We start from the raw sequence: 26,144 nt of genomic DNA, 5'->3' as shown, positions 1-26,144 counted from the left end.
TTGGAGCCCTTTGTGATCACCTTCACCGACCTGTTCTGCGGAGCAGGCGGCAGCAGTACCGGCCTGGTCGAGGCCGGATTCGAACTCGTCGTCGCCGTCAACCACTGGCGCACCGCCCTGGAGACCCACGCCGCGAACCACCGCCAGGCTGACCACCTTCTCGCCAACCTCGACGGCTTCGACATGCGGCGTCTGCCGAAGACCAACGTGCTGTGGGCGTCGCCGATCTGCACCGAGATTTCGCCCGCCGGCGGGCGCCGCCGGGTTCCCGAAGGCCAGCTGTCCCTTCTGGAGGATGGCCCCGTGGACCCCGAGGCGTTCATCCGGACGCGGGTGACGGCCACCGACGTGATTCGCGCCGTCGAGATCCACCGGTACGACGCAGTCCTGGTCGAGAACGTGGTCGAGTTCGCCACTGACTGGAGCCTGTTCGCCTGGTGGCTGGACGGCATGACGCTGCTCGGCTACAACCACCAGATCGTCTCGGCGAGTTCGGCGCACCTCGGCGGGCCGGGCAACATGCCGGCGCCGCAGTGGCGCGACCGGCTGTACATTTGCTTCACCCGCAAGGGCATCCCCATGCCCAATCTCCGGATCACTCCGCGCGCCCACTGCTTCGACTGCGGCACCGACGTGGACGCCGTCCAGACCTGGCGCAACGGCCGGACCATCGGCAAGTACCGCGTCCAGTACGACTACCGCTGCCCGAACACCACGTGCCGCCACGCGGTGGTGGAGCCGTACGTCCGTCCGGCCGCCGACGTCATCGACTGGTCCAACCTCGGACAGCGGATCGGTGACAGGCCCAAGCCGCTCGCCGACAAGACGATCGAGCGCATCCGCCGGGGCCTGGAGCTCTTCCCGGACCGGGCCTCGGTGCTCACCCTCAACCACGCCGGTCACGACGGCCGGGCGATGGCCGCTGGCGAACTCCCGATGCCCGTGCGCTGCGCCAAGCAGGGCGAGGGCTTGCTCGTCCCCGTCGGCGGCACCTGGGCCGACAGTCCCGAGAGTACGACGGCGCCCATGCGCACCCGGATGACGCGCGAGACCGAGGCACTGGTGACGGTACCGCCTTTCGTCGTGGACATGCGGCGCAACGGGTCGGCACGCTCCCTGGCCGAGCCGCTGTCCACGATCGCCACCGCCCGTCACCACGGCCTGACCGTTCCCGGCGCTACACGGCGAATCGCCCGCGAGCGGGCCCGGCACACCCTGGTGATTCCTTACCGCCGTGCCGCAGTCAGGACGGCTGCCGAGCCCGTGCACACGCTCTCCACCCGCGACTCCGTCGGGATCGCTTCCTTCGCGGAGGCGATAGAGGACTGCTACTTCCGGATGCTCCAGCCGGAGGAGCAGCTCGGGGCACAACGCTTCCCCGGCGAGTACATCGTCAAGGGCACCAAGGGTGAGCGCACCAAGCAGGCCGGGAACGCCGTGTCCGTCAACGCCGCAGCCCTCCTCGGCAGCCGCCTGATGGAGGTCCTGAGCTGACATCGGTGACCGCCGCCCGAAACGGCCGGACGGAACGCGCCCCGTGCTTCGGCGACCTGCGGTTCGCACCCGCAGATGGGCCAGCCACCGGCCGATTCGCCCTGCTCTCTGGCGTCTTCGAGCTGCTGGCCCTCTGTCAGGACTGCCCGTTCCGCGCTGAGTGCGTAGCTGAGGTCAAGCCGAGCCGGAGCGGATTCGACGGGGTCTGCGGCGGTCACCTGTGGCATGACGGCCGGGCTGTTGCCTCTGCGGCCGGCGTCGGCCCGGCGCCGGACGAGCCCCCGATGCGGGCTTCGTGCGGTCTCCCCGCAGGGGCCCGCGCGCACTCCCGGTACGGCGAGCGAGCCTGCACCGCCTGCCGCCAGGCGCAGCGCGACTACCAGCGTGGACGCCGCCGTCGCCTGGCAAGAGAAGCAGCGGAATCCCAGCGCGGGGAATAGCCAGAAATTCAGTTATAAAATTTCTCGGCATTTCTTGAATTGGAGGTAATTGCGACTAAGATATAAGTAAGGAATTCGACAGGATTCAGAAATCGACGAAAGGAAACGGAAATGGCCTGCCCGTGCGAGTGCAACCGAGGCGGATTCTGCGGCGGCTGCGGCCACGCCGGATGCGGCGGACGGCGTCCCCGCCCCCGCAAGCGCCGCTGACCAACCGGGTGGTGGCCCGGCCACGGCCGGGCCACCACCCACCTCCCTCCGCCCCGGCCAACCGGCCGGGGCGGAGCTATGAGCGAAGGAAGAACAACATGATCGACCGGATCAGCGCCGTCCAGCGCCTCGCTGAACAGCTCGACCTCCCCGCCGAAGCCGTCGCCATCGGCTACCGAATGGTTCGCGAAGCCCTCAAGGCTCACCGCCAGCACCACCACCCCAGCCTCAGCGTCGAGGCCTACCTGCGCCTGGCCTTCGCCGACGGCTACGCCGTCAACCTCATCGCCGCCGCATCCTTCCGGCTCCTGCGCCGCGACACCGACGCCGAAATCGTGGAAGCCATCCACCGCGCCGCGCACCCGAAGCCCGGCGCCCCGCACGTCGCGCCGTCTGCGGGGTGCGCCCCCCAGGACGCCAACTACCTCGAGGTCCGGACCGCAATCGCCATCCTCACCGCTGCCGGGCTGCCCGCGATCGAGGCACCGCGCGCAGGCGGCTTCCAGGTCGTCCCCGCAGGGCCCGAGCTGCCCCGCTGGGTCTTCATCGCCCGCGACCAAGAGCACGCAGCACGGACTGGCTTCGCTGGCGGCGCCGACGGCTACGAGCGGGTCCTGCGTTTCGCCGGATGGTTCACGCGGCCCGAGCCGGACACGGGCCTCCTCGGCGCCTGCCCACCAGAGCACATCCAGGCCGCACTGGACGCCCGCAACGAGGACCAGCACCGCCCCGCGTGATCCACCGCACCGCCACCCCGGCAGCCGGGGGACTGCGCGCTCGCAGCCCCCCGGCCGGCCGCCATGCCTGAACGCCAGAAAGGACCCACGATGAGCCTCCTGCCCGGCAGTGCACCGGTCGTCGTTCCCCGCCCTCTGCCCGCATGGGTCGAGGCGGCGCAGGAAGCCGCCGCCGCACCACCCAAGCCCAAGATTCGAACCGGCCAGCACCGCCGCGCCCCGTTCGCCGACCACCGACGCGCCGCCTCCCAAGTCGGGGAGCACGTCACCTCCGCCTGGTTCAGTGCCCGCGGCGGTTCCGACATCGGCATACCCATTGGCATCGTCGGAGCCCTCGCCATGATGGCCCCGGCAGACGAACACGGCCCCGACCTCGGGGACCAGGTCCTCGCACTCAACCCGGCAGAACTCACGGACCTGCTGCGCCACATTTGGCGCTCCTACTGGCTGCGCCGCCCCGACCTCATCGAACGCGCACTACCGCTCCACGACTGGCTCAACCACGGGGAAGCCGACAGCGATCTCCTGTACGCCGCCCACAAGACCGCGCACGCCGCGATCAACAGCGGACTGCTCGACATCACCGGGCACAAGGACCCCAGTCTCCGGTCCGACGCCGACGTTCTGTCCCGCCTCGTCATGGAAATGCGATCCAAGGCGCAGAGATCCGGGAGCGGCGAGTTCCACACACCCAACGCCGTATGCGACTTCATGGCCCGCATCCTGCTCGGCTCCCCGGAAGACCTCCGCCCCGGTCTGAGCATCCACGACCCTGCTGCTGGCAGCGGCAGCATGCTCCGCGCCGCAGCTCAGCACATCCGCGACGCCGGCCACCAGCCAGCCGACTTCCACTGGTTTGCCAACGACATCGACCCCATCGCCGTCGCCTGCTGTGCGGTCAACGCCATCGTGTGGGACCTCGGACCCAATGTCGTCATCGCCAAGGCCGACTCCCTCGCCGAGCCCAACTGGCCCTCCCGAGCCCGCGCCGAACGCGCCGAGATCATCGCCCACCGCAACCGCACTGTCGAACGGGCCGCCACCGAAGCCGCCTGGCGCCGTGCTGCCCGCCTCCTCGACACCCTCACCCAACCCCTGGAAAGGACCGCATGAGCACGACCACCGCCGACGAATTCGCGGCACAACTCGCCACCCAGCTGCCCGACTGGGTCAGGAGCACCGAGAACGCCGGACCGCCCGGCGCGACCTACCTCACCCACCCCGACGGACACCGCCTCGGACTGCGCCTCCAGCCCCACGGCCTCAGCCTCCAGACATGGATCACCGCAGGCCCGCTGCCCGACCTGCCCGCCAGCACCACCCCCGCCGAGGCCGCCAAGGCCCAGACCGCCCTCGACGCCCGGCTCCAGCCGGGCCGTACCTGGCACGCCGTCCTCCACCTCAAGTCGACCAAGGACCCGCACAAGACCCTGGCCACGCTCGCCACCAAGCACCTCCTCCGAGTGCTTGCGGTCAAGCCCCGGCGCGCCGCCAGCAGGCCCAATTGGCTCGAAGGTGAACCGCTCGCCCGAATTCAGCTCACCCGCGCCACGAAGCGCACCATCACCAAGAGGGAAGCTGCCCAGTGACCGACAACGCGTGACCTGACGGGCGACTAGACAGTAGGATCATCGGTCGACAAGCTCCTTGTCGCGGCCTCATCCCTTCGGGGGTGGGGCCGCGGCTCATTCGGTATGAAATTCCCTTGGTCGGCGGATTGGTTCGCAAGGTCGCTGCAGGTGGAGCGAGCCGGAGATTTCGCCAGGGGTGGTTTCAGGGTCCCGCTGGGAACATTCTGGGAACACGGCGATCGTGAGTGACCGTGACAAGTAGGAAGGAGGCGTGATGCTGGAAGAGCCCACATGCCCTTTGACCTGCGAAGAACGTGACAGATCGGGATGGCCGGGGTTGCATGGGGTCGCTGTCCCAAGGACTCATAATCCCTTGGTCGTGGGTTCGAGTCCCACCCGCCCCACCTATGAAAACAGGGGCTCACCTGCGAGAACTTTAGGGCAGGCAGAGCGCGGCGAAGCGCCGACACGCCGAGGTTCACCCGTCCGGGAACGCCCTGCGGACGTCCCGTTGACGAGTCCTTCGCGGGCGGTCGTCGAGGTGGCGGACCGCCCGGGACGTACGGCTCGGATCACCTGGGGGCGGTGAACTGGTAGCCGTCGTCGATGAGCATCGGCAGGTACGTCTGCAGGGCCGCGATGGTCTGCGAGCGGTCGCCGCCGCCGTCGTGGTTGAGGACGATCGAGCCGGGCCTGATGGCCTCCAGGACGCGTGTGGTGATCTTGGACGTGCCGGGGCGTGCCCAGTCCCGAGGGTCCACGGACCACCCCATCGGCCGCATGCCCAGCTCCGAGCAGGTGCGCAGGGTCACGGACGAGAAGTCGCCGCCGGGTGCCCGGAACCAGGTCAGCGGCTTGCCGGTGGCCTTCTGCAGGACCTCGGAGGTGCGCTCCAGCTCGTCGCGGACCTGGGCGTCCGGGAGGTTCCTGAGGTCCGGGTGGGTCCAGGTGTGGTTGGCGAGGTGGTGGCCCTCCTGGGCGATCTCGCGTACCAGGGCGGGGTGCTCGGCGGCGTTCTCGCCGACCAGGAAGAAGGTGGCCCTGACCCCGTGCTTCCGCAGGATCGCCAGCACGGCGGGCGTGTGGGTGGGGTCGGGTCCGTCGTCCAGGGTGAGGGCGACGAGCTTGTCGTGGGAGGCGAGGGAGTAGAGCGGATTGCTGATCCGGCGCTCAGCCGCGGGGGAGCTGAGGGCGGGGCTCGGCACGTTGACCGCCGGCGGCGATCCGGCGCGGGTGCCCGCAGGGGGCCCGGACGGGGTCGTGGCAGGGGGGACGGGACCGGGGGAGGGGGCCGCGCCCGGGCCGCCGGCACCGCCGGCGCCGGCATCGCCCTTGCTGGTGGACGGGGCGCCGCAGGCCGTGGCGGACAGCAGGGTCACCCCGGCCACGCTCAGTAGCAGCCTGCGGGACATGATCTGATGGCGTGACAGCATGACGTATCTGTCCCCGGAAGTGCGGCACCGGGCGATGTCGCGGGGAATCCTCCACCCGAAAGGCCCGGGGCCTCACCCGGATGGGATCCGAGCGGTGGCGGGTGAGCGGCCTCTGACCCACGGTGAGGGAGGCGCGTCCACGATCCGCGAGCTGACGATGGGTCGGCACTCGACCGGAGGCGCCGGAAGGATCACCCTCATGCGTGTTGAACGCTCTCTTCTCACCGGCGCCGCTGTCGCCGCCGTCCTGGCCCTCGGGGCCCCCGCCGCCTACGCGGACACCCCTCCCGCTCCGGCAGCTCCGGCAGCTCCGGCACCCGCCACCGACCAGCAGGTGTGGCAGGAGAACTCGGCCCCGACCGTCGACCAGCAGAAGGCGACGGACGACAAGGTGACCGACCAGAAGGTGACCGAGGAGAAGGTGACGGCGGAGAAGGAGGTCAAGAAGGAGGAGAAGCCCGCCGCGAAGAAGGAGGACAAGCCCGCCAAGGCCGAGGACAAGCCCGCGGCCAAGAGCGAGGAGAAGACCGCCAAGGCCGAGGACAAGCCCGCGGCCAAGAGCGAGGAGAAGACGGACGAGGCGGAGTCGTCCTGGCAGGACAACAAGAAGCCGCACGGTGGCGTCCACACCGGCGGTGGCGGCCTCGCCGTCTCCGGCGGCGGTCTGGCCAGCGGTGCGGCCCTGCTCGCGGGCGGCATCGGTGTCGGCGCGTACTCCCTCCGCCGTCGCCGGTCCGCGGACGGCGTGGCCTGAGTCCGGCCACCACTCATCGTCCTGTCGTGGCCGTCGCCCTCGGGCGCCGGCCACGGCGGGGTGTCCGGACAGCTGACCACCGTTCCGAGGAGAGGTATCGCCCCGATGAGCAATCAGACGTCGACACCGAGCGGGCCCGCGACCCAGGGGAGTCCGCGCATCTTCAAGTGGGCCATGGGGGCGGCGGCCCTGGGGCTGCTGGTGATGTACCAGTCCGTGGACGACTCCCCGGTGACGCCACCCCAGACCGCGGCCGTCGCCGGCGCGGCCGCCCCGGCGGCTCCGGCTGCTCCGGGGGTGACTCCCACCCGGCCCTCCCACTCCGCTCCGGCCGTCCCCACGCTGCCCCGGTCGAAGCCGACCCGGCTGAGGATCCCCCAGCTCTTCCTGGACGCGCCGTTCATGGAGCTCGGTCTCAATGCCGCCGGCTCGCTGGACGCCCCGCCGGCGGACAACCACAACCTCGTGGGCTGGTACCGGGGCGGCGCCTCGCCCGGTGAGCGCGGCAGCGCCGTCGTGGCCGGTCACGTCGACACCAAGACCGGCCCGGCCGTCTTCCTGATGCTCCACCTGCTGGCCCCGGGGAGCACCGTCGACATCACCCGCGCCGACGGCATCGTCGCGACCTTCGTGGTCGACTCGGTCCAGACCTTCCCCAAGAACAGCTTCCCGGACGCCCAGGTGTACGCCGACACGTCCGACGCCCAGCTGCGCCTGATCACCTGCGGCGGCGCGTACGACAAGAAGCTCAAGGACTACACGGACAACATCGTGGTCTTCGCCCACCTCCAGTCCTCCAAGGAGGCCTGACTCCCGGCTTCCGTATGCTGGACCGGTGCTCGTGCCCGCCGATCTGCCGACCCCGCTGGTGGCCGTCGCCGATCCCGTACTGGCGCGGGCCGGGGTCGAGCTGCGGCTGAAGCGGGACGATCTGGCGCATCCGACGGTGCCCGGGAACAAGTGGCGCAAGCTGGCGCCCAACCTGGAACGGGCCCTCGCCGAGGGGTGCACCCGGCTGGTCACCTTCGGCGGGGCGTACTCCACCCACGTCCGCGCGACGGCGGCGGCCGCGCAGGCGCTGGGGCTGGCCTGCGTCGGGGTGATCCGGGGCGAGGAGTTGGCGACGGCGCCGCGCAACTGGTCGCTGCGGGCGGCCGAGGCGGCCGGGATGGAGCTGGAGTTCGTCTCCCGCGCGGAGTTCCGGGCCGTCGCGACGGGGGAGTACCACGATCTGGAGCGGCGCTGGGGCCGCTGCCTGGTCCTGCCCGAGGGCGGCTCCAACGCGCTCGCCGTGGCCGGCGCGGCGGAGATCCCGCGCGAGATCCCGGACCTGGGCGAGCGCGACGTGGTCTGCTGCCCGGTCGGCACCGGCGGCACCCTGGCGGGGATCGCGGCGGGCCTGCCACCCGGCGGGCGGGCCATGGGGGTGGCCGTGCTGCGGGGTGAGGGCTACCTGGAAACCGAGGTGACGAAGCTTCACCACTCCGCGTACGGAAGGGAGTTCGCCAACTGGCGGATCCACCACGGGTACCACGGTGGCGGTTACGGGCGTGTGCCCGCCGAACTCGACTCCTTCGCCGCGGAGTTCGAGCAGCGCCACGGCATCGCCGTCGAGCGCCGGTACGTGGCGAAGATGCTGCACGCCGTGTACGGGCTGGCCGGGACGGCCGCCCTGCCGCCGGGCAGCCGGGCCACCGCCGTGGTCACCGGACTGCCCGACCCGGTGTGACCCCTGGGATCGGTCGCCGGTCAGCCGAAGGTCAGGTTGGAGCAGAGGTCGGTGTCGGCCTTGCGGGTGTTCTCCGCGATCGCGGTGGGGACGCCGGTGGGGAGGGCCGTGGGGGCGGGGGTGGAGCTCTCGTCCGAGGCGTAGTCCCGGCCCAGGGTGATGGTGACGCCGTCGCTGTTCGCGTCGGCCCGGACGTCTGCGCCCGGGAAGTACTGGGCGAGTTGCGCGGCGGCCGCCTGCAGGCCGGAGGCGTACCCGATCACGGTGGTGCGGCGGCTCGCGGTGTCGGTGCCGACGGTGACGTCCTCGTAGCCCTTGGCCCTGAGGGTCTCGGCGGCCTGCTTGGCGAGGCCGCCGGACCGGCTGCCGTTGACGACCAGAACGGGGACGGCGGTGGCGGGCGAGGCGGTGGCTGAGGGCGTCGGGCTCGTGGTCACCTGGCCGGTGCTCTGGCCGTCGAGCGTGCGGTCCCTGCGCAGCAGGTCCCACAGGGAGTCCACGTCGGGGTGGACCAGGGCGACCCGCTCGCCCGCGTAGCGCCAGGGCACGGTGACGAAGCTGATGTCGCCGAGCTTGATGTTCTGCAGCGACTGGGCGAAGTCGGCGAGCTTCAACGCGGTGCCCAGACCCGGGTCCACCGTCAGCGACTTGGTGGCCGCGTCGGCCAGCGGCAGCAGGGTGGTGGGGTTGAAGCCCTGGCCCTGGACCTTCTTGATGAGGGAGGAGAGGAAGGCCTGCTGGCGCTTGACCCGCCCGATGTCCGAACCGTCACCGAAGCCGTGGCGGGCTCGGACGTAGTCCAGCGCCTGCTGCCCGGAGAGGGTCTGCCGGCCCTTGGCGAGCTTTATGCCGTACGAGTCGACGTCGTTGGGGACGCAGACGTCCACGCCGTGTACGGCGTCCGTCATCGCCGCGAAGCCCTTGAAGTCGACCACGATGGTGTGGTCGACCCGCAGGCCGGTGAGCGCCTCGACGGTGTTCTGGGTGCAGGCGGGGTTGCCCTGGGGGTACTCGCCGATGGTGAAGGCGGAGTTGAACATCTGGCCGGTGTGCGGGCTGGTCCACTTGCCGCTGGGCAGCCTGCAGGCGGGGATGGTGACCAGGGTGTCGCGCGGGATCGAGACGCCGACGGCGTGCCGGTGGTCGCCGTACACGTGCAGCAGGATGGCGGTGTCGGAGTGGCCGACGCCCTCCTCGCCGCCGCCGAGGCTGCTGTTGCCGTTCTCCCGGGTGTCCGAGCCGAGCAGCAGGACGTTGACCGGGCGTCCACCGCCGGCGACGGGCGGGGCGGCCGGCGGGCGGCTGGTGGCGATGCCGCCGGGGTCGAAGATGCTGATGTTGCTGTCGAGGTGCCGGTAGAACCAGGCACCGGCACCGGCGGTGGCCAGCACCAGGACGGCGGCGGTCGCACCGGCGGCCCGGGCGAGGCGCGCCCGGCGGGGCGCGCGGGCACCCCTCGGGGGCCGGCGTTTCACGTCGGTCATCATCAGCGCTCTCTGTACGGCCGCCCGGAGATCCGGCTGGCTGGTGTGGCTCTCACCAGATAGACGGTTCGGCGAGGCGTACGGTTACACGCTTGCGTGATCCGGCAAGGGTGATCCTTGCCGCACTGACCGCGGCATGCGGCGAGCGGTGCTCGCGTCAGGCGTCGACGGCCTCCGAGCCCGCGCCCTCGAGCATCCGGCGCAGCAGGTCGCGCAGCTGCGTCCGCTCGTCCTCGGCGAGGGCGGCCAGCGGCTCGCGGGCGAAGTTCAGCGACTCGCGGAGCTCCTCAGTGGCGGCCTGGCCGGCGTCCGTGGGGGCGACCAGCTTGACCCTGCGGTCCTGCGGGTCGGCCTCCCGGGTGACGAAGCCGCGGGCCTCCAGGCGGTCGACGATGCCGGTGATGTTGGACGGCTCGCAGCTCAGCGTCTGGGCGATGTGCCGCATCGGCATCGGGCCGCGCCGCAGCAGCGCCAGCACCTTGGCCTGGGCCCCGGTGAGCGAGCGGGCGGCGGCCGCCTCCTCGTACTCGCGGTGGAACAGTGCGACCAGGCCCGCCATGAGGTCCACGACCTCGCGGGTGATCGCGTCGGCGGGCGGCGGGGCGATCGGGGTCGTCTGGGTCTCCATGCCAACCAGTCTAGCTGAACATTTGACAACGTGAACCTTTCATGTCCACGATTGCTTTAAAGGGTCAACCTTTCAGGTCGACCGGTAACCGTGGGGGACAGTCCCAGCCCCAGAGGAGCGCATCGATGTCAGAGCAGGCAACGCCCACCACCGCCCGCGAGTGGCACCTGGCCGCCAGGCCGGAGGGCTGGCCGAAGCCGGAGGACTTCGCCCTGGTCGCGGCCCCGGTCAGGCAGCCGGGCCCGGGCGAGATCCTGGTCCGCAATGAGTACCTGTCGGTGGACCCGTACATGCGGGGCCGGATGAACGACGTGAAGTCGTACGTCCCGCCGTTCCAGCTCGGTGCGGCGATGGACGGCGGCGCGGTCGGCTATGTGGTCGCCTCGCAGGCCGACGGATTCGAGGTCGGCGACGCCGTGCTGCACGGGCTCGGCTGGCGCGAGTACGCCACCCTCGACGCCAAGCACGCGGTGAAGGTCGACCCGAAGCTCGCCCCGCTCTCCTACTACCTGGGCGTTCTCGGCATGCCCGGCCTGACCGCGTACGCCGGTCTGCTGGAGGTCGCGAGCTTCAAGGAGGGCGACACCGTCTTCGTCTCCGGCGCGGCCGGTGCGGTCGGCTCGCTGGTCGGCCAGATCGCCAAGCTCAAGGGTGCCGCCCGGGTGATCGGCTCGGCCGGCTCGGCCGAGAAGGTGGCCAAGCTCGTCGAGGACTACGGCTTCGACGCCGCGTTCAACTACAAGGACGGACCGGTCCGCGAGCAGCTCGCCAAGGCCGCGCCGGAGGGCATCGACGTCTACTTCGACAACGTCGGCGGTGACCACCTCGAGGCCGCCATCGGTGCGCTCAACGTCCACGGCCGGGTGACCCTGTGCGGCGCCATCGCCCAGTACAACGACACCTCCGCCCCGGCCGGACCGCGCAACCTGGCGCTCGCCATCGGCAAGCGGCTGCGCCTGCAGGGCCTGCTGGTCCGCGACCACGCGGCGCTCCAGCCGCAGTTCGTGGCCGAGGTGGCCGGCTGGCTGAAGGACGGCAGCCTCCGCTACGACGAGACCGTCGTGGACGGCGTGGAGAACACCGCCGAGGCCTTCCTGGGCCTGCTGCGCGGCGACAACACCGGCAAGATGGTCGTCCGGCTCGCCTCCTGACCCTGCCTTCCAATTCCCTCACCACAGCCAGGAGTTACCTCATGTCGGGCAAGCCCACCAAGATCGCCTACACCGCCATAGCCACCGCCGAGGGAGGCCGCGACGGCCGCGTCGCCTCCTCCGACGGCCTGCTGGACGTCACCGTCCGCCCGCCCAGGGAGCTCGGCGGCAGCGGTGAGGGCACCAACCCCGAGCAGCTCTTCGCGGCCGGGTATGCGGCCTGCTTCCAGAGCGCGCTCTTCGTGGTCGCCCGTCGGGCGAAGGCGGACGTCACCGGCGCCGAGGTGACCGCCAAGGTCGGCATCGGCCCGAACGCGGCCGGCGGCTACGGCCTCGCGGTCGACCTCGCCGTCACGCTGCCCGCGCTGGACGCGGCGACGGCGCAGCAGCTGGTCGAGCAGGCGCACCAGGTCTGCCCGTACTCCAACGCCACCCGCGGCAACATCGACGTCGCACTCAGCCTGGTCTGACGCACCGTCGGATCGCACCGCTCCCATGGACTCCGGTCCGTGGGAGCGGTTTGCGTACGGGCGCGTGGCGGCGTGAACGCACCGGGTTCCGACGGGCCGTCACGCGGAGTCCGAGTGCGGGCGCTACCGTTGATCCCTCCCGGATGGGGCCGTTCGGGGGAGAGATCCGGGCGAGGGGTAGACCCCGCCTGGGATCCGGCTAGCATGGGGTGAAAGGTTGTCCGTTTTGCTCAACTTGATGACCTAATGTCGAATAAGTTGAGCTCCGCGGGGGCAGTAAGCCAGCAGACATTCAGGCAGGCAGTAGACAGCAGGCAGCAGGACACGACCGGCGACGGGCACGAGGCAGCTGGGGAAGGCGACCCTCGTCCACAGCCTGGAGGTCCCGGTGACGACACGTGGAGTCCTGTACATCCACTCCGCGCCCCGCGCGCTCTGCCCGCACGTCGAGTGGGCGGTGTCGGGCGTGCTCGGCGTGCGGGTCAGCCTCGACTGGATCCGCCAGCCGGCCGCGCCCGGCCACTGGCGGGCCGAGCTCTCCTGGCAGGGGGAGCCCGGTACCGCGTCCAAGCTCGCATCCGCCCTGCGCGGCTGGCAGTTGATCCGCTACGAGGTCACCAGCGAGCCCTGCGCCATCGCCGAGGGCGAGCGTTACAGCAGCACGCCCGCGCTCGGCATCTTCCACGCCGTGACCGGAATGCACGGCGACATCCTGATCCCGGAGGACCGGCTGCGGGCCGTACTGCTCCGGGCCAAGACCGAGGGCAGCGACCTGGAGGCCGACCTGGCCCGGCTGCTGGGCAAGCCGTGGGACGACGAGCTGGAGCCCTTCCGCTACGCGGGCGAGGGCGCGCCCGTCCGCTGGCTGCATCAGGTGGTCTGAGAACTCTGGCGCAACCGGCCAACCAGTAGGGGCGCGAGGAACTGTGCGATTCGGAAGGCTACGGCGCCGTGTCTTCCGTTTCGCGCAGTTCCCCGCGCCCCTACTGGTTCAACCGTCAGACGCTGCGGAACGCGAGCACCACGTTGTGGCCGCCGAAGCCGAACGAGTTGTTCAGCGCCGCGATCCGGCCCTCGGGCAGCTTGCGCGGCTCGCCGGTCACGATGTCGGCGTCCACCTCGTCGTCCAGGTCGTCGACGTTGATGGTCGGCGGGGCGAGGCGGTGGTGCAGGGCCAGCACGGTGGCCACGGTCTCGATGCCGCCCGCGCCGCCCAGCAGGTGGCCGGTCATCGACTTGGTGGCGGAGACCGCGATGTGATCCAGGTGCTCGCCGAGCTCCTTGCGGAGCGCCTTCAGTTCCGCGACGTCGCCCTGCGGGGTCGAGGTGGCGTGCGCGTTGACGTGCACCACCTCGGCCTTGTCCAGCTCGTTGAACTCGAAGAGGTGGGAGATGGCGCGGGCCACACCGGCGCCGGTCGGCTCCGGCTGGGCGATGTGGTGGGCGTCCGAGGACAGGCCCTGGCCGATGGCCTCGCAGTAGACGCGGGCGCCGCGGGCCGCGGCGTGCTCCGCCGACTCCAGCACGACCACGCCGGCGCCCTCGCCGAGCACGAAGCCGTCCCGGCCCTTGTCGTACGGGCGGGAGGCGCGCTCGGGCTCGTCGTTGTTCTTGGACATCGCCATCATGTTGGCGAAGGCGACGATCGGCAGCGGGTGGATCGCCGCCTCGGTGCCGCCGGCCACCACGACGTCGGCGCGGCCGGTACGGATCATCTCGATCGCGTAGCCGATCGCCTCGGCGCCGGAGGCACAGGCGGAGACGGGGGTGTGCACGCCCGCGCGAGCGCCGACCTCCAGGCCGACGTTGGCCGCCGGGGAGTTGGGCATCAGCATCGGGACGGTGTGCGGGGAGACCTTGCGGACGCCCTTCTCCTTCAGCACGTCGTACTGGTCGAGAAGAGTCGTCACCCCGCCGATGCCGGAGGCGATCACGGCGCCCAGGCGCTCGGGGGCGAGCTTGGAGGACTCGTCGGTGGCCGGGGTCTCGTACCCGGCGTCGGCCCAGGCCTCGCGGGCCGCGATCAGCGCGAACTGCGCCGAGCGGTCCAGCTTGCGGGCCAGCGGGCGGGGCAGGACGTCGCCCGGCTCCACGGCGGTGCGCGCGGCGATCCGGACGGGCAGGTCGGCGGCCCACTCCTCGGTCAGCGCGGCCACGCCGGAGCGGCCCTCGAGCAGGCCCTCCCAGAACGAGGCGGCGTCGCCGCCCAGCGGCGTGAAGGCGCCGATACCCGTGACGACCACGGTGCGGTTTTCAGCGGTCACTGGTTCTTCTTCTCTCACGTGTGGCAGGGAGGGTGCGGAGGGGCCGGAGGGGTTGGGCGGCCGGGGTACGGGAGGTACCCCGGCCGACCGGTCAGTCGGAGCGACTGACGAAGGGTCAGGCGTTGGCGAGGATGTAGTCCACGGCGTCGCCGACGGTCTTGAGGTTCTTGACCTCGTCGTCCGGGATCTTCACGTCGAAGCGCTCCTCGGCGGCCACGACGACCTCGACCATGGAGAGCGAGTCGACATCCAGGTCGTCGGTGAAGGACTTGTCGAGCTCGACGTCCTCGGCCGGGATACCGGCGATCTCGTTGACGATCTCAGCGAGACCTTCCAGGACCTCGTCCTTGGTAGCCATAGTGGCTGCTCCTCTTCACTGTGGGTTACCCACTGCCCGGCGGGCAGTCGGCAGGTTTTCTGTGCCGCGCCCGCGGGTGCGGGGCACGGTGGTGCAACGGGGGGTGATGCCTAGGGGAGAGTAACGACTGCTGCTGCGTAGACCAGACCCGCCCCGAAGCCGATGATCAGCGCGAGGTCCCCGCTCTTCGCTTCCCCGCTCTCCAGCATGCGCTCCATCGCCAGTGGGATGGAGGCGGCCGAGGTGTTGCCGGTCTCGGCGATGTCGCGTGCGACCGGCACCGAATCGGGCAGCTGCAGCTTCTTGATCATGGCATCGGTGATGCGCATGTTGGCCTGGTGCGGGATGAACGCACCGAGCTGGTCCGCGGTGATCCCGGCGGCGTCCAGCGCCTGCTGGGCCACCTTGGCCATCTCCCACACGGCCCAGCGGAAGACCGCCTGGCCCTCCATCCGCAGCGCGGGCCACTTGATCTCGCCGCCGACGCCGTTGACGGCGTCCTCCTTGGCGAAGGCGGTGTCCCAGGCCTGGGTCTGCGAGATGACGTCCTTCTGCGAACCGTCCGAGCCCCAGATCACCTTGCCGATGCCGGGGGTGTCCGACGGGCCGACCACGGCCGCGCCCGCGCCGTCGCCGAAGATGAAGGCCGTCGAACGGTCCGTCACATCGGTCAGGTCGCTGAGCCGCTCCACGCCGATCACCAGCACGTAGTCGGCGCTGCCGCCGCGCACCATGCCGTCCGCCAGGCTCAGGCCGTAGCCGAAGCCCGCGCAGGCGGCGGAGATGTCGAAGGCCGGGGCGGTCCCGCAGCCGAGCCGCTGGCCGATCTCGGTGGCGATGGCGGGGGTCTGCTTGAGGTGCGAGACGGTCGCGACGATCACGCCGCCGATCTGCTCCGGAGCGATGCCGGCCTGCGCGATCGCCTTGCCGGCCGCCTGCACCGACATCTCGGCGACGGTCTCCTCCGGTCCCGCCCAGCGGCGCTCGGCGATGCCGCTGCGCGTGCGGATCCACTCGTCGGAGGAGTCGATCCAGTTCAGCACCTCGGCGTTCGGGATCACCCGGACCGGGCGGTAGCCGCCCACGCCGTGGATCCGCGAGTACTGGGCACCGGAGGCAGGCCGGATCTGAGGAGTGCTCATACGTTCTGCTCCTGACCGCCGTGCTCCTCGACCAGCGCGCGCGCCTTGTCGAGGTCGGCGGGGGTCTTGAGGGCCAGCGTCGCCACACCCTTGAGGTTGCGCTTGACCAGGTTGGTGAGGGTGCCGGCCGGAGCCAGCTCGATCACGGCCGTCGCGCCGAGCTGCTGCAGCGTCTCCATGCACAGGTCCCAGCGGACCGGGTTGGACACCTGCGACACCAGACGGTCGAGCACCTCGGCGCCCGAGGCCACGACCTCGCCGTCCTTGTTGGAGACGTACGCGACCTGCGGGTCGGCCACGGTCAGGGTGGGCGCCAGCTTGGCGAGCCGCTCCACGCCCGGGGCCATGTGCTCGGTGTGGAACGCACCGGCCACCTTGAGCGGGATCACCCGGGAACCGGCCGGCGGGTCGGCCTTGAGCGCCGCCAGCTGCTCCAGGGTGCCGGCCGCGACGATCTGGCCACCGCCGTTGTTGTTGGCGGCCGTCAGACCGTGTTCGGCGAGCTTGGCCGCGACGACCTCGGGTTCCCCGCCGAGTACGGCGGTCATCCCGGTCGCGGTCACGGCGGCGGCCTCGGCCATCGCCAGGCTCCGCTCGCGGACGAAGGTCAGTGCCTCGTGTGCGCTGAGCACACCCGCACCGGCGGCCGCGGTGATCTCACCGACGCTGTGGCCGGCGACCGCGCCGACCAGCTTGCGGGCCGTGGCCTCGTCGGGGAACAGGGCCCGGGCGGTGAGCAGGCCCGCGGCGACCAGCAGCGGCTGGGCGACGGCGGTGTCCTTGATCTCCTCCTCGGACGCCTCGGTGCCGTAGTGGACCAGGTCGAGCCCGGCCACGGCGGACCAGCGCTTCAACCGGTCGGCGGCGCCGTCCAGCTCAAGCCAAGGGCTGAGGAATCCGGGGGTCTGGGCACCCTGTCCAGGGGCGACGATTACGAGCACGGTTCAACCCTCTCTCGCCGGACGCCCGGGGGCGGGTAGGCGACGGTAACGAAGAAAAGCACGCCGGATTGTGGAGTCCCTACAGGCCGGTCAACTCTGATCGGCGACCGATCCGAGACGGCCCAGCGCAAGCGCGATGCGCAGGGTGAAGGCCGAACGTACGTCGGATGGAGCATAGCCCGTGACGTCAGTCACACGTCGCAGCCGGTAGCGCACGGTGTTCGGGTGGACGAAGAGCATGCGCGCGGCGCCCTCCAGCGAGGAGGCCTGCTCCAGGTAGACACTCAGCGTCTCCAGGAGTGCCGACCCGGCCTCGTCGAGCGGTGTGTAGATCTCCTCCACCAGCTGACGCCGGGCCGCCTGGTCGCCGGCCAGGGCGCGCTCGGGCAGCAGATCGTCCGCCAGTACGGGGCGCGGGGCGTCCGGCCAGGCCGCGCAGGCCCTCAGGCCGGCCGCGGCGGCGTGTGCGGACCTGGTCGCCGAGAGCAGGTCGCCGACCGTCGGGCCGACCACCACCGGGCCTGGCGCGAACTGGCCGATCAGGGCGCGGGCCGCGTGCACCGGCTCCTTGTCGCCACCGACCACCACGACCAGACGCTTGCCCAGCACCCCGGTCAGCACGTGCAGCTTGGCGTACCTGGCGGCCCGTCGGATCGCCTCGACCACCAGCTCGCTGTCCCCGTCGGGGGCGCTGCCCATCACCACCCGGACCTGGCTCGGCTGGCCCCAGCCCAGGGCGGCGGCCCGGGAGAGCACTCCCTCGTCCGCGTCGCCCGAGAGCAGGCTGTTGACGACCAGCGCCTCCAGGCGGGCGTCCCAGGCGCCGCGCGCCTCGGCCGCCTGGGCGTACACCTGGGCGGTCGCGAAGGCGATCTCCCGGGCGTAGACCAGCACCGACTCGCGCATCCCGGCCTCGTCGCCCGGGGCGGCCACCTCCTCGATGGCCTCCTCCATCACCTCGATGGTGGTGCGGATCAGCTCGACCGTCTGACGCAGCGTGATGGCCCTGGTCAGCTCGCGCGGCGCGGTGCCGAAGACGTCCGTGCTGATCGCCTGCGGAGCCTCCGGGTGCCGGTACCACTCGGTGAAGGCGGCGATGCCGGCCTGCGCGACCAGGCCGATCCAGGAGCGGTGCTCCGGTGGCATCCGCCGGTACCAGCCCAGTTGGTCGTCCATCCGGGCGATCGCGGCCGAGGCCAGCTTGCCCGAGGACCTCTCCAGCCGCTTGAGCGTCGCGGCCCGCAGCTCGGCCCGCTCGGCAACGAGCTTGCGCTCCTGCGCCGTCAGGCGGCCGCCCCGGCTGGGGCGTGTCGCGTCCGGGGTCTTGCCCTCCCCTGTCGTCGCGGGCGCAGCCTTCGCGGGCGCAGGCTTAGCGGGCGCCGCCTTGGCAGGGGCGGCCTTCCCGGCTGCGGTCCTCTTGGCCGGGGTCTTCTTGTCGGGATTCGCTGAAGCGGCTGGCACAGGACAAGACTGCCTCACCGCGACGGGTGCTCGCGCACACCCCCGCCGGATCGGCCCGGTGGCCCCGGTCACACCGGCTACCGTGGAGCCGTGACCGACGCCGCCACCCGACCTCGCGCCGACCTGCGCCGAGCCCCCGAGCGTTACCGCTCCACCCCGGCCGAAGGCATCGAGACCAGACACGCCTTCTCCTTCTCGGGGCACTACGACCCCAAGAACACCCACTTCGGCGCGCTGCTCGCCTGCAACGAGGAGACCCTGGCGCCCGGCGCCGGCTTCGACGAGCACCGCCACCGGGACACCGAGATCCTCACCTGGGTCGTCGAGGGAGCCCTGGCCCACCGCGACAGCGACGGCCATGCGGGCGTGGTCAGGCCCGGGATGATCCAGCACCTCGGCGCGGGCTCCGGCGTAACCCACACGGAGCGCAACGTCGGCGGAGCCGAGGTGCCGGTCCGCTTCGTCCAGATGTGGCTGCAGCCGGACACCTTCGACGCCCCGCCCGTGTACGGGCTGCGCCGCGTCGAGCCCTCGGCCGACGGTCTGACACTGCTGGCCTCGGGCATGGAGCGTGACAGCGGGTCAGCGGCGCTGCGGCTGCGCCGGAGCGACGCCGCCCTGTACCTGGTCACGGCCGGCCCGTGGCAGCCGCTGCCCGCCCTGCCGGAGGCCCCGTACCGCTACGCCCACCTGGTGGCCGGATCGCTCGGCTACCGCACTGTCCCCGGCCCGCAGGGCGGCGGCCGCTCGATGGAGCCGGGCGACAGCGTCCGCGCCACCGGCCCGGCCTTCGCGGACCCGACGGCGGGGCCGGACGGCGCGGAGCTGCTGCTCTGGGAGATGCACTCGCCGGTCTCGTACGGCTGAGGGCCCCCGGTCTCGTACGGCTGAGGGCAACCACAGGAGGGGCGCGGGGAACTGCGCGATCAACCGTGCACCTACGTTGTGCCCTGGTCGCGCAGTTCCCCGCGCCCCGGGGGGTGCCCATGTGCGTACGGTGCGCCCCTGGGGGTGCCCATGTGCGTAGGGTGCGCCCCCATGGGCGTACGGTGCGTCAGCCGTGCAGTTCGGCGAGCACCGCGTCGGTGAAGAGGGGCCAGGCCTCGGCCGCCCAGGGGCCGAAGTCACGGTCCGTCAGGGCGATGCAGGCCGCGCCCGCCGCCGGGTCGACCCAGAGGAAGGTGCCGGACTGCCCGAAGTGGCCGAAGGTCTCCGGCGAGCTCCCGGCGCCCGTCCAGTGCGGGGACTTGTCGCCGCGGATCTCGAAGCCCAGGCCCCAGTCGTTCGGCCTGCGGTGGCCGAAGCCGGGCAGGACGCCGCTCAGGCCCGGGTACGCGACCTCGCGGGTGGCGGCGTGCACCGTGGACGGGTCCAGCAGCTTGGGAGCCTGGAGCTCCGCCGCGAACAGGGCCAGGTCGGCCACCGTGGAGAGGCCGCCCGCGCCCGCCGGGGAGCGGTGCGCGGTGTTGATCAGCGTCGCCCGCATCCTGAGCGGTTCGAACACCGCCTCCGCCGCGTACTGCGCGAAGTTGATGCCGGAGGCCTTGGTCAGGGTGTCGGCCAGCACGTCGAACCCGGCGTTGGAGTACAGCCGCCGGTTGCCGGGAGGCGCCATCACCCGGTGCTCGTCGAAGGCCAGCCCCGAGGTGTGCGCCAGGAGGTGCCGCACCGTCGAACCCTCCGGGCCCGCCGGGTCGTCCAGCTCGAAGACGCCCTCCTCGACCGCGACCAGCACGGCGTACGAGGTGAGCAGCTTGGTCACCGACGCCAGCGGGAACAGCCGCTCCTGCGGCCCGTTCTCACCCAGCAGGGCGCCGTCAGCCCCGCGCACCACGGCGGTCGCCGCGTTGGGCACCGGCCAGTCCTCGATCATCCGCAAGCTCTGCATGGGCCGACTCTAACGACTCCGGCCCGTCCGACCCGCGTGGGAGGCTTGCTTGGAGTGCGCTCTAACTCAGTAGCTTCGTAGTCGTCGCCGACCACCGGGGGTCCACCATGGCAACGCTCGCACCGATCTCAGTCGACCTGCTCACCTGCGGCGAGGCGTACCAAGCAGCGAGTTCGGACGCCGACCGGACCCCGCGGCACACCATCAGCGAGGTCGCCGCCGCGAGCGGTCTGACGGCCCACACGCTGCGCTGGTACGAACGGATCGGTCTGCTCGACCCGATCGACCGCTCCTACTCCGGCCAGCGCCGCTACAGCGACGCGGACCTGACCCGGCTGGCCTTCCTCGGCCGGCTGCGGCTGACCGGCATGCCGGTGGCCGACATGCTCCGGTACGTGGAGCTGGCCCGGGCCGGCGAGCAGACCTACGGCGACCGGCGCGACATCCTCGTCGCCCACCGCGAGGAGGTCCGGCAGAAGATCGCCGATCTGCACGCGACCCTCGCCGTCCTCGACTACAAGATCGACCTGTACTCACGAACCGCGAACGACAGGAAGAAGCAGAGCGCATGAGCCTCCCCACCGCCGTCCTCGGCAGCAACGGCCCCACCGTCGGCATCCAGGGCCTCGGCTGCATGGGCATGAGCGAGTTCTACGGCCCGACCGACACCGCCGAGGCGCTCGCCACCCTGGACGCCGCCCTCGACCTCGGCGTCACCCTCTTCGACACCGCTGACGTCTACGGCTCCGGCCACAACGAGGAGCTGATCGGCCCGTTCGTCCGGGCCAACCGCGACAAGGTCGTCCTGGCCACCAAGTTCGCCATCGAGCGCCGCGCCGACGACCCGGCCTACCGGGGCGTTCGCAACGACCCGGCGTACATCCGCAGCGCCGTGGACGCCTCGCTGCGCCGGCTCGGCGTGGACGTCATCGACCTGTACTACATGCACCGCCGCGACCCGGCCGTCCCGCTCGCCGACTCGGTCGGCGCGATGGCCGAACTGGTCCAGGCCGGCAAGGTGCGTCACCTCGGGCTCTCCGAGGTCACCGGGGACGAGCTGCGCGAGGCGTACGCGGTGCACCCGATCGCCGCGCTGCAGTCCGAGTGGTCGATCTTCTCCCGCGACGTCGAGCGCACCGCCGTCCCGGCCGCCGCCGAGCTCGGGGTCGCCTTCGTGCCGTACTCGCCGCTCGGGCGGGGCTTCCTGACGGGGTCGTTCGCGGCCGCCGAGGAGCTGACCGAGGGCGACTACCGGCGCAACCACCCGCAGTTCAGCGGGGCCAACGCGGCCGAGAACGCGGCGCTGGTCGCCCCGATCCAGAAGATCGCCGCCGGACGGGGCGCCACCGCAGCGCAGGTCGCGCTCGCCTGGGTGCAGCAGCGGGCCGAGGTGCACGGGCTGACGGTGGTGCCGATCCCGGGCACCCGTAAGCGCAGTCGGCTTGCCGAGAACACCGCTGCGGCGAGCCTGCGGCTGACCGCCGAGGAGCTGGCGGAGCTGGAGCCGATCGCCGGCCAGGTGGCGGGCACCCGGTACGCCGACATGAGCTTCACCTCGGCGGGCCGCGAGTAGCTCCGCAGGGGCGCGACCGTACCTGGTGCGCCGGCGCGAGTTGCACCCCGAAGCGCCGTGCGCAACGGGGTGCAACTGTTCGCCGCGAGGCGGTGACGGCGGCGTACCTTCCGTTTTCGCGCACGCAGTTGATCAGTAGAGCCCCGCGCCCTTATCGGCTCGCCCTCAGAATCGGCTCGTCAGAACTGGCTCGCCCTCAGACCTCGCGGCCGAGCCAGGCGGCGAGCCGGGTGTAGACATCGGCGTCCGCCGGGGCCGGCTGCACCGGGCCGAAGGGGACCTCTCCGCCCCGCGGGTCGGTCGGGAGGGTCTGCTCGGCGATGGCCAGCGCGACCTGGGCCAGGTGCTCGTCCAGCGCGGCCTCGGGGGCCACGACCTGGGCGATGTCCCACGAGTGGGTGGTCGCCTCCATGACGTAGCCACCCAGCGCGAAGCGGCCCGGCAGCTCGCCCCACGGCACCGAGGCGATCCGCTCCAGCTTCTCGTCATCGCTCCACGCGGTGGTGACGCGTACCCGGGCCCGGCCGAGCGCGGCCGGCCAGGCGTCGTCGGCGACGGGCTCGATCCAGGCCGGCACGTCCTCGCTGCGGCCGCCCTCGCCGACGTACGCGATCCGGTGGATCCCGCCCACGGTGTGGCTGAGCAGCGCCCGCAGGTCGTACTCGGTGCACGCGGTCGGCCGGGTCATCCGGTCCGGGGTGACGGCGGCGAACAGCTTCTCCAGCTGGTCGAGGGCGCGCTGGTAGACCGGGCGGGGGTCGAGGGTGGTGTCCATGGGAGCAACTCCTTGGCTGCGGAGGGGAATCCGTACGAGGAGCACTCTCCCGGCAATACCTGACATCCAGCGTCAGGATTTATTCTTCGGTGGTGAAAGCCGACCGTCTGCTCTCGATCCTGCTGCTGCTCCAGACCCGGGGTCAGGTCTCGGCCGTCGAACTCGCCGAGCGCCTTGAGGTCTCCGTCCGCACCATCTACCGGGACGTCGACGCCCTGTCGGCCGCCGGGGTGCCGGTCTGGGCCGAGCGCGGGCGGCACGGTGGGATCAACCTGCTGCCCGGCTACCGCACCGACGTCACCGGGCTGACCAGCGACGAGGCCCGTGCACTGTTCGTCCTCTCCTCCCAGGGGGCCCACGACGCTCTGGGTCTGGGCGGCGCCCTCGGCTCGGCGCTGCGCAAGGTGATGGCGGCCCTGCCGGCCCCGCACCGCCCGGCCGCCGAGCGAACCAGCGAACGCATCCTGGTCGACCCGGCCCGCTGGATGCGGGTGGAGGCCGATGCGGTGGACCTCGGCGAGCTGCAGCGCGCGGTCTTCGCCGACCAGCGGCTACGGCTGCGCTACCGGCACAGCGGCGCGGACGGGCCGAGCGAGTACACCGTCGACCCGTACGGGCTGGTGAGCAAGGCGGGCGTCTGGTACCTGGTGGCCGACCTCGAGGCCGAGCCCCGGCTGTTCCGGGTGGACCGCGTGCTGGCGGCGGTGGCCGAGGAGGAGCTGGTCAGACGCCGTGCGGGCCTGACGCTCGCGGAGGTCTGGACGGTCCTGCGGGAGCAGGTCGAGCGGCGGCCGGCAGAGGTGAGGGTCGTGGCCCGGGTGCGCCGGGGGCGGCTGGACATGTTCCTGCGCATCCATGCGGCCCTGCTGATCGAGACGCCGACGACCGTCGACGCCGAGTGGACGGAGGTGACGCTGGGCTTCCGCGCGGTTGCCGCGGCCCGGGCGCTGCTCGCTTTCGGCGCGGACGTGGAGGTGCTGTCGCCCGAGGAGGCCCGTACGGAGCTGGCCCGCGCCGCAGCAGAGGTTGGCAAGCTCTACCGTCGGCCAGTTGCACTGTCCAGGGGCGCGGGGAACTGCGCGCAGCGGTAGGGCACAGGTCAGTGCCTTCCGATCTCGCGCAGTTCCCCGCGCCCCTGTGTGGTTGCTCAGCTGCGCGGACTCTCAGGCCGTGGCCGGCGGGTGGCTCACGCTCTGGTAGCGGCCGAGGGCGATCGCGCCGAAGTTGTGCAGGCTGGAGGTGTTGGCCGCCAGGTAGCCGGTGTGGCCGACGGCGCCGGCCGAGGAGATCTCGACCGCGCCGAAGTCCGTCGTGGTCGGGTCGGCGCCGTGGCCGAGGCCGCCGACCTCCAGGTACGGGACGTTGCCGATCCAGTCGGTGGGGTTGCGGGTGGCCCAGACCCGGACGCCGTCGCCCAGCTCGCCCGTGCTCTGCACGCCCATGCCCGGGCTGCCGAAGACCACCACGTCGGTGGCCTGGCCGTCGTGGATCTCCGGTGCGGCGGTGCCGCACACCACCGAGCCGTACGAGTGGCAGAACAGGGCCGGCGGCGCCTCGGGGGCACTGGTGACGGCCAGCCCGGCGAGCAGTCGCTCCAGGCGTGGGGCGGCGACCTCGGCGAGGCGGGAGGTGACGGCGTCCGGGCCGAGGCCGGAGGGGGTGACGTACCCCGTCCAGGCGATCACGGCGGTGCGGGTGCCGGGGGACTGGCGGTGCTCCTCGGCGACCAGGGCGCGGGCCATCCCGGCGGGGGAGCGCAGGGGGTCGGCGGCCTGGTCGAAGTGGCCGAGGTCGGCGTCGGAGCCGGGTACCAGGACGGAGACGCGGTCGGCCTTCGCAAGGTCGCCGTACACCTCGCTGACCAGGCCCCGGCCGCGCGGGTCGAAGGCCAGGATCTGGCGGCCGCGGGCGAGCAGGTGCTCACTGTCGTCGGCGCGGGAGGTGGCCTCGGCGCGGGTGGTGGCGTCCAGCTTCTGGTCCGCCGCGCGGGCCCTGGCCCGGTCGCGCTCGGCGGCGATGGCCACCCGGTTGGCGCGGTAGCGGAGGTCGAGCGGCGCGCCGTCGAGGTTGCCGACCACCAGCGGGTACTCGGCGATCAGCTGCTCGGTCTGCTCGGGGGTGAGCGAGGTGAAGAAGGCCGCGACGGTACGGGCGTCGGCGGTGGCCGGGTCGGGCAGGCTGCGGCCGAGGGAGTGGTCCGCCACCCACTCGGCGCTGCCGGCGGGCGGCGTGGAGATGGCGACCTGTTCGTTGGCGGCGGCGGCCTGGGCGGCGGCGGCACCGGCGTCCACCAGCACCGCACCGGCAGCGAAGGCACCTATCAGCATGCGCTTGACCCGCCTGCGCTGCATGGCGTCAACTCCCTCGGACCCGTGACCGTCACAGCGGGCGCGGCCCGATGGTGGTACGACTGCCAACTACTCGTCAGCCAGCGTAGGCGCTCCGAGCAGGGGGCGTGCAGAGTCTAAACTGTGGGATGGCTCACACGGGGCCGGACCCCTTGATCTCGGCCGCGTCGAACTCCCTGACCAGCTTCTTCGGGGCGATGCTACGCCAGGCCTCGACCAGTAGATCATGAAGCTCGTCCGGATCGACCTTGGCCAGACTGACCAGCACCCAGCCGTGCCGGCCGACGTACGGGGCCACCGAGAAGATCTCCGGGGCGGCGGCGAGCAGCTCCGCCTGGTCCTCCTTCGAGGCCTTGACGCAGACCGCGCCGCTGTCGGGGGTGCCCATGGCGAAGATCTTCTCGCCGACCCGGAGTGTCACCTCCGTCTCCCAGGTGAGCCGCTCGGTGGCTCGGGGGAGGGCCAGGCCCATGGTCAGGAACTGATCGAACGTCACCATGGCGCCAGCGTAGGACCGCGCACTGACATTTGCGTCTGCCGGTAGGCGCACCGATCAGGATCGGGCGTCCCTGTGGTTGGCCCACTGCCGCACCTACTGGCGGAGCCCCTCAGCGCCAATCGCCCGCCAGGGCCGGGCCGAGCTGGTCGAAGTGTGACTCGATGATGGTGATCATGCCCTCCGGGCCGGCGTCGCCGACCGGGGCGTCGCCCGCGCTCCAGGAGAGGTGGGCCGAGCGCAGCACCCCGCCGAAGACCGCGGCCAGCACCTTGGGCCGCAGGTCCGCCGCCGGGTCCAGGCCCTCCCGTTCGGCGAGGATCCCGGCCACGATCCGCTCCTGCTCGGTGATCCGGCGCAGGTGGGCGGCCAGCAGTGTCGGGGTGTCCTCGATCAGCTGGAGGAGTTCCAGCGCGGCTGTGATGCTGCTGGAGCCGGTGGTCTCCCTGGCGGTGCCGAGCTCCCGCCAGGTCTGGACGATCGCGTTGCGCAGGGCCTGCAGCGGGTTCTCGGTGGCGGGGCGGGCGCCCAGGTTGGCGACGAAGTGGTCCTCGGCGTCGGCCAGGATCGCGAGCGCGACCTCGTCCTTGTTCGCGAAGTACCGGAAGAAGGTCCGCTGCGAGACGTCCACCGCGGCGGCGATCTCGTCGACCGTGGTGCGGGCGTAGCCCTGGCTGAGGAAGAGCTGGTGGGCGGCGTCCACCAGGGCGTCGCGGGTGCGCTGCTTCTTGCGCTCGCGCAGGCCGAGCACCCGGCAGCTCGGATCTGTGGCGGGGCGGGTGAGCTGCGCGGCCATG

At 71.7% G+C, this 26,144-nt stretch carries 27 protein-coding genes; 14 read left to right on the top strand and 13 right to left on the bottom strand.

Annotated features, from left to right (window positions below; genetic code table 11):
- The first annotated feature begins 12 nt into the window (after positions 1-12).
- From FB465_RS09505 to FB465_RS09490, 4 genes are all read left to right on the top strand, one after another.
- The gene (locus FB465_RS09505) at positions 13-1,494 is read left to right on the top strand and encodes a DNA cytosine methyltransferase (RefSeq protein WP_145789418.1); all 1,482 of its coding nucleotides are present in this window, start codon (positions 13-15) and stop codon (positions 1,492-1,494) included.
- A gap of 748 nt (positions 1,495-2,242) precedes the next feature.
- On the top strand, positions 2,243-2,881 hold the full coding sequence (locus FB465_RS09500; protein WP_145789416.1) for a hypothetical protein: 639 nt from the start codon (positions 2,243-2,245) through the stop codon (positions 2,879-2,881).
- A 90-nt stretch (positions 2,882-2,971) separates the two neighbouring features.
- Positions 2,972-3,994, top strand: coding sequence for an N-6 DNA methylase (locus FB465_RS09495; protein ID WP_145789415.1), 1,023 nt, complete (start codon positions 2,972-2,974; stop codon positions 3,992-3,994).
- Positions 3,991-4,470 (top strand): hypothetical protein, encoded by a 480-nt coding sequence (locus FB465_RS09490; RefSeq protein ID WP_145789413.1) that lies wholly within the window; start codon positions 3,991-3,993, stop codon positions 4,468-4,470. Before FB465_RS09495 ends, FB465_RS09490 begins: the two co-directional genes overlap by 4 nt.
- 554 nt (positions 4,471-5,024) lie before the next feature.
- On the opposite strand, the gene FB465_RS09485 is transcribed toward FB465_RS09490, so the two are convergent.
- Entirely contained in the window at positions 5,025-5,864 is an 840-nt protein-coding gene (locus FB465_RS09485; protein WP_145789412.1) for a polysaccharide deacetylase family protein, read from the bottom strand.
- A 220-nt stretch (positions 5,865-6,084) separates the two neighbouring features.
- On the opposite strand from FB465_RS09485, the gene FB465_RS09480 reads away from it, so the two are divergent.
- The 3 genes from FB465_RS09480 to FB465_RS09470 all read left to right on the top strand — a co-directional run bounded on the left by FB465_RS09480 (position 6,085) and on the right by FB465_RS09470 (position 8,368).
- The gene (locus tag FB465_RS09480; protein ID WP_145789410.1) at positions 6,085-6,639 is read left to right on the top strand and encodes a hypothetical protein; all 555 of its coding nucleotides are present in this window, start codon (positions 6,085-6,087) and stop codon (positions 6,637-6,639) included.
- A 105-nt stretch (positions 6,640-6,744) separates the two neighbouring features.
- Positions 6,745-7,449 carry a class F sortase gene (locus FB465_RS09475; RefSeq protein ID WP_145789408.1) on the top strand — a complete coding sequence of 235 codons (705 nt, stop codon included), beginning with the start codon at positions 6,745-6,747 and terminating at the stop codon, positions 7,447-7,449.
- A gap of 25 nt (positions 7,450-7,474) precedes the next feature.
- Positions 7,475-8,368 carry a 1-aminocyclopropane-1-carboxylate deaminase/D-cysteine desulfhydrase gene (locus FB465_RS09470; protein WP_145789406.1) on the top strand — a complete coding sequence of 298 codons (894 nt, stop codon included), beginning with the start codon at positions 7,475-7,477 and terminating at the stop codon, positions 8,366-8,368.
- A gap of 20 nt (positions 8,369-8,388) precedes the next feature.
- Here the strand turns inward: FB465_RS09470 and FB465_RS09465 are convergent, their stop codons facing one another.
- Entirely contained in the window at positions 8,389-9,852 is a 1,464-nt protein-coding gene (locus FB465_RS09465; RefSeq protein ID WP_145797244.1) for an LCP family protein, read from the bottom strand.
- A 157-nt stretch (positions 9,853-10,009) separates the two neighbouring features.
- Positions 10,010-10,480, bottom strand: a complete 471-nt coding sequence (locus FB465_RS09460) for a MarR family winged helix-turn-helix transcriptional regulator (protein WP_211785746.1) — start codon at positions 10,478-10,480, stop codon at positions 10,010-10,012.
- A 125-nt stretch (positions 10,481-10,605) separates the two neighbouring features.
- On the opposite strand from FB465_RS09460, the gene FB465_RS09455 reads away from it, so the two are divergent.
- The 3 genes from FB465_RS09455 to FB465_RS09445 all read left to right on the top strand — a co-directional run bounded on the left by FB465_RS09455 (position 10,606) and on the right by FB465_RS09445 (position 12,984).
- On the top strand, positions 10,606-11,631 hold the full coding sequence (locus tag FB465_RS09455) for an NADP-dependent oxidoreductase (RefSeq protein WP_145789405.1): 1,026 nt from the start codon (positions 10,606-10,608) through the stop codon (positions 11,629-11,631).
- A 41-nt stretch (positions 11,632-11,672) separates the two neighbouring features.
- The gene (locus FB465_RS09450; protein WP_145789403.1) at positions 11,673-12,101 is read left to right on the top strand and encodes an organic hydroperoxide resistance protein; all 429 of its coding nucleotides are present in this window, start codon (positions 11,673-11,675) and stop codon (positions 12,099-12,101) included.
- A gap of 388 nt (positions 12,102-12,489) precedes the next feature.
- Positions 12,490-12,984 (top strand): DUF3145 domain-containing protein, encoded by a 495-nt coding sequence (locus FB465_RS09445; protein ID WP_145789401.1) that lies wholly within the window; start codon positions 12,490-12,492, stop codon positions 12,982-12,984.
- A 115-nt stretch (positions 12,985-13,099) separates the two neighbouring features.
- Here the strand turns inward: FB465_RS09445 and fabF are convergent, their stop codons facing one another.
- The 5 genes from fabF to FB465_RS09420 form a co-directional block, all read right to left on the bottom strand.
- Positions 13,100-14,365 carry a beta-ketoacyl-ACP synthase II gene (gene fabF / locus FB465_RS09440; protein WP_145789399.1) on the bottom strand — a complete coding sequence of 422 codons (1,266 nt, stop codon included), beginning with the start codon at positions 14,363-14,365 and terminating at the stop codon, positions 13,100-13,102.
- Positions 14,366-14,480: 115 nt separating this feature from the next.
- The gene (locus FB465_RS09435) at positions 14,481-14,723 is read right to left on the bottom strand and encodes an acyl carrier protein (protein WP_100890366.1); all 243 of its coding nucleotides are present in this window, start codon (positions 14,721-14,723) and stop codon (positions 14,481-14,483) included.
- A 110-nt stretch (positions 14,724-14,833) separates the two neighbouring features.
- Positions 14,834-15,865, bottom strand: a complete 1,032-nt coding sequence (locus FB465_RS09430) for a beta-ketoacyl-ACP synthase III (RefSeq protein ID WP_145789398.1) — start codon at positions 15,863-15,865, stop codon at positions 14,834-14,836.
- Entirely contained in the window at positions 15,862-16,806 is a 945-nt protein-coding gene (locus tag FB465_RS09425; protein ID WP_145789396.1) for an ACP S-malonyltransferase, read from the bottom strand. Before FB465_RS09425 ends, FB465_RS09430 begins: the two co-directional genes overlap by 4 nt.
- A 90-nt stretch (positions 16,807-16,896) precedes the next feature.
- On the bottom strand, positions 16,897-18,093 hold the full coding sequence (locus FB465_RS09420; RefSeq protein ID WP_145797242.1) for a PucR family transcriptional regulator: 1,197 nt from the start codon (positions 18,091-18,093) through the stop codon (positions 16,897-16,899).
- Positions 18,094-18,357: 264 nt separating this feature from the next.
- Here FB465_RS09420 and FB465_RS09415 point away from each other — a divergent pair, with 264 nt between their 5' ends.
- Positions 18,358-19,134 (top strand): pirin family protein, encoded by a 777-nt coding sequence (locus tag FB465_RS09415; RefSeq protein WP_145789394.1) that lies wholly within the window; start codon positions 18,358-18,360, stop codon positions 19,132-19,134.
- Between the two features lie 187 nt (positions 19,135-19,321).
- Here FB465_RS09415 and FB465_RS09410 read toward each other — a convergent pair whose 3' ends face one another.
- A complete protein-coding gene (locus FB465_RS09410; RefSeq protein ID WP_145789392.1) occupies positions 19,322-20,155 on the bottom strand; it encodes a serine hydrolase domain-containing protein in 834 nt (277 codons plus the stop codon).
- 107 nt (positions 20,156-20,262) lie between these two features.
- Between FB465_RS09410 and FB465_RS09405 the strand changes: the two genes are divergently transcribed.
- Both FB465_RS09405 and FB465_RS09400 read left to right on the top strand, forming a co-directional pair.
- The gene (locus FB465_RS09405) at positions 20,263-20,727 is read left to right on the top strand and encodes a MerR family transcriptional regulator (protein ID WP_145789390.1); all 465 of its coding nucleotides are present in this window, start codon (positions 20,263-20,265) and stop codon (positions 20,725-20,727) included.
- Positions 20,724-21,728: an aldo/keto reductase gene (locus FB465_RS09400; protein WP_145789389.1), complete on the top strand. Its 1,005-nt coding sequence runs from the start codon at positions 20,724-20,726 to the stop codon at positions 21,726-21,728. Before FB465_RS09405 ends, FB465_RS09400 begins: the two co-directional genes overlap by 4 nt.
- 196 nt (positions 21,729-21,924) lie before the next feature.
- Here the strand turns inward: FB465_RS09400 and FB465_RS09395 are convergent, their stop codons facing one another.
- Positions 21,925-22,503: a TIGR03086 family metal-binding protein gene (locus tag FB465_RS09395; protein WP_145789387.1), complete on the bottom strand. Its 579-nt coding sequence runs from the start codon at positions 22,501-22,503 to the stop codon at positions 21,925-21,927.
- Positions 22,504-22,595: 92 nt separating this feature from the next.
- Here FB465_RS09395 and FB465_RS09390 point away from each other — a divergent pair, with 92 nt between their 5' ends.
- Complete coding sequence (locus FB465_RS09390) at positions 22,596-23,594, top strand: helix-turn-helix transcriptional regulator (RefSeq protein WP_145789385.1); 999 nt, start codon at positions 22,596-22,598, stop codon at positions 23,592-23,594.
- Between the two features lie 72 nt (positions 23,595-23,666).
- On the opposite strand, the gene FB465_RS09385 is transcribed toward FB465_RS09390, so the two are convergent.
- The 3 genes from FB465_RS09385 to FB465_RS09375 form a co-directional block, all read right to left on the bottom strand.
- A complete protein-coding gene (locus tag FB465_RS09385) occupies positions 23,667-24,854 on the bottom strand; it encodes an alpha/beta hydrolase (protein ID WP_145789383.1) in 1,188 nt (395 codons plus the stop codon).
- A 130-nt stretch (positions 24,855-24,984) separates the two neighbouring features.
- Positions 24,985-25,350 carry an MmcQ/YjbR family DNA-binding protein gene (locus FB465_RS09380; RefSeq protein WP_145789381.1) on the bottom strand — a complete coding sequence of 122 codons (366 nt, stop codon included), beginning with the start codon at positions 25,348-25,350 and terminating at the stop codon, positions 24,985-24,987.
- Positions 25,351-25,459: 109 nt separating this feature from the next.
- The gene (locus tag FB465_RS09375) at positions 25,460-26,143 is read right to left on the bottom strand and encodes a TetR/AcrR family transcriptional regulator (RefSeq protein WP_145789380.1); all 684 of its coding nucleotides are present in this window, start codon (positions 26,141-26,143) and stop codon (positions 25,460-25,462) included.
- Position 26,144 lies beyond the last annotated feature (1 nt).

It is taken from the genome of Kitasatospora atroaurantiaca (assembly GCF_007828955.1).
Taxonomy (GTDB): Bacteria; Actinomycetota; Actinomycetes; order Streptomycetales; family Streptomycetaceae; genus Kitasatospora; species Kitasatospora atroaurantiaca.
The sequence above is the reverse complement of the archived record's forward strand: the minus strand, read 5'-3'. Positions and strand labels throughout refer to the sequence as shown.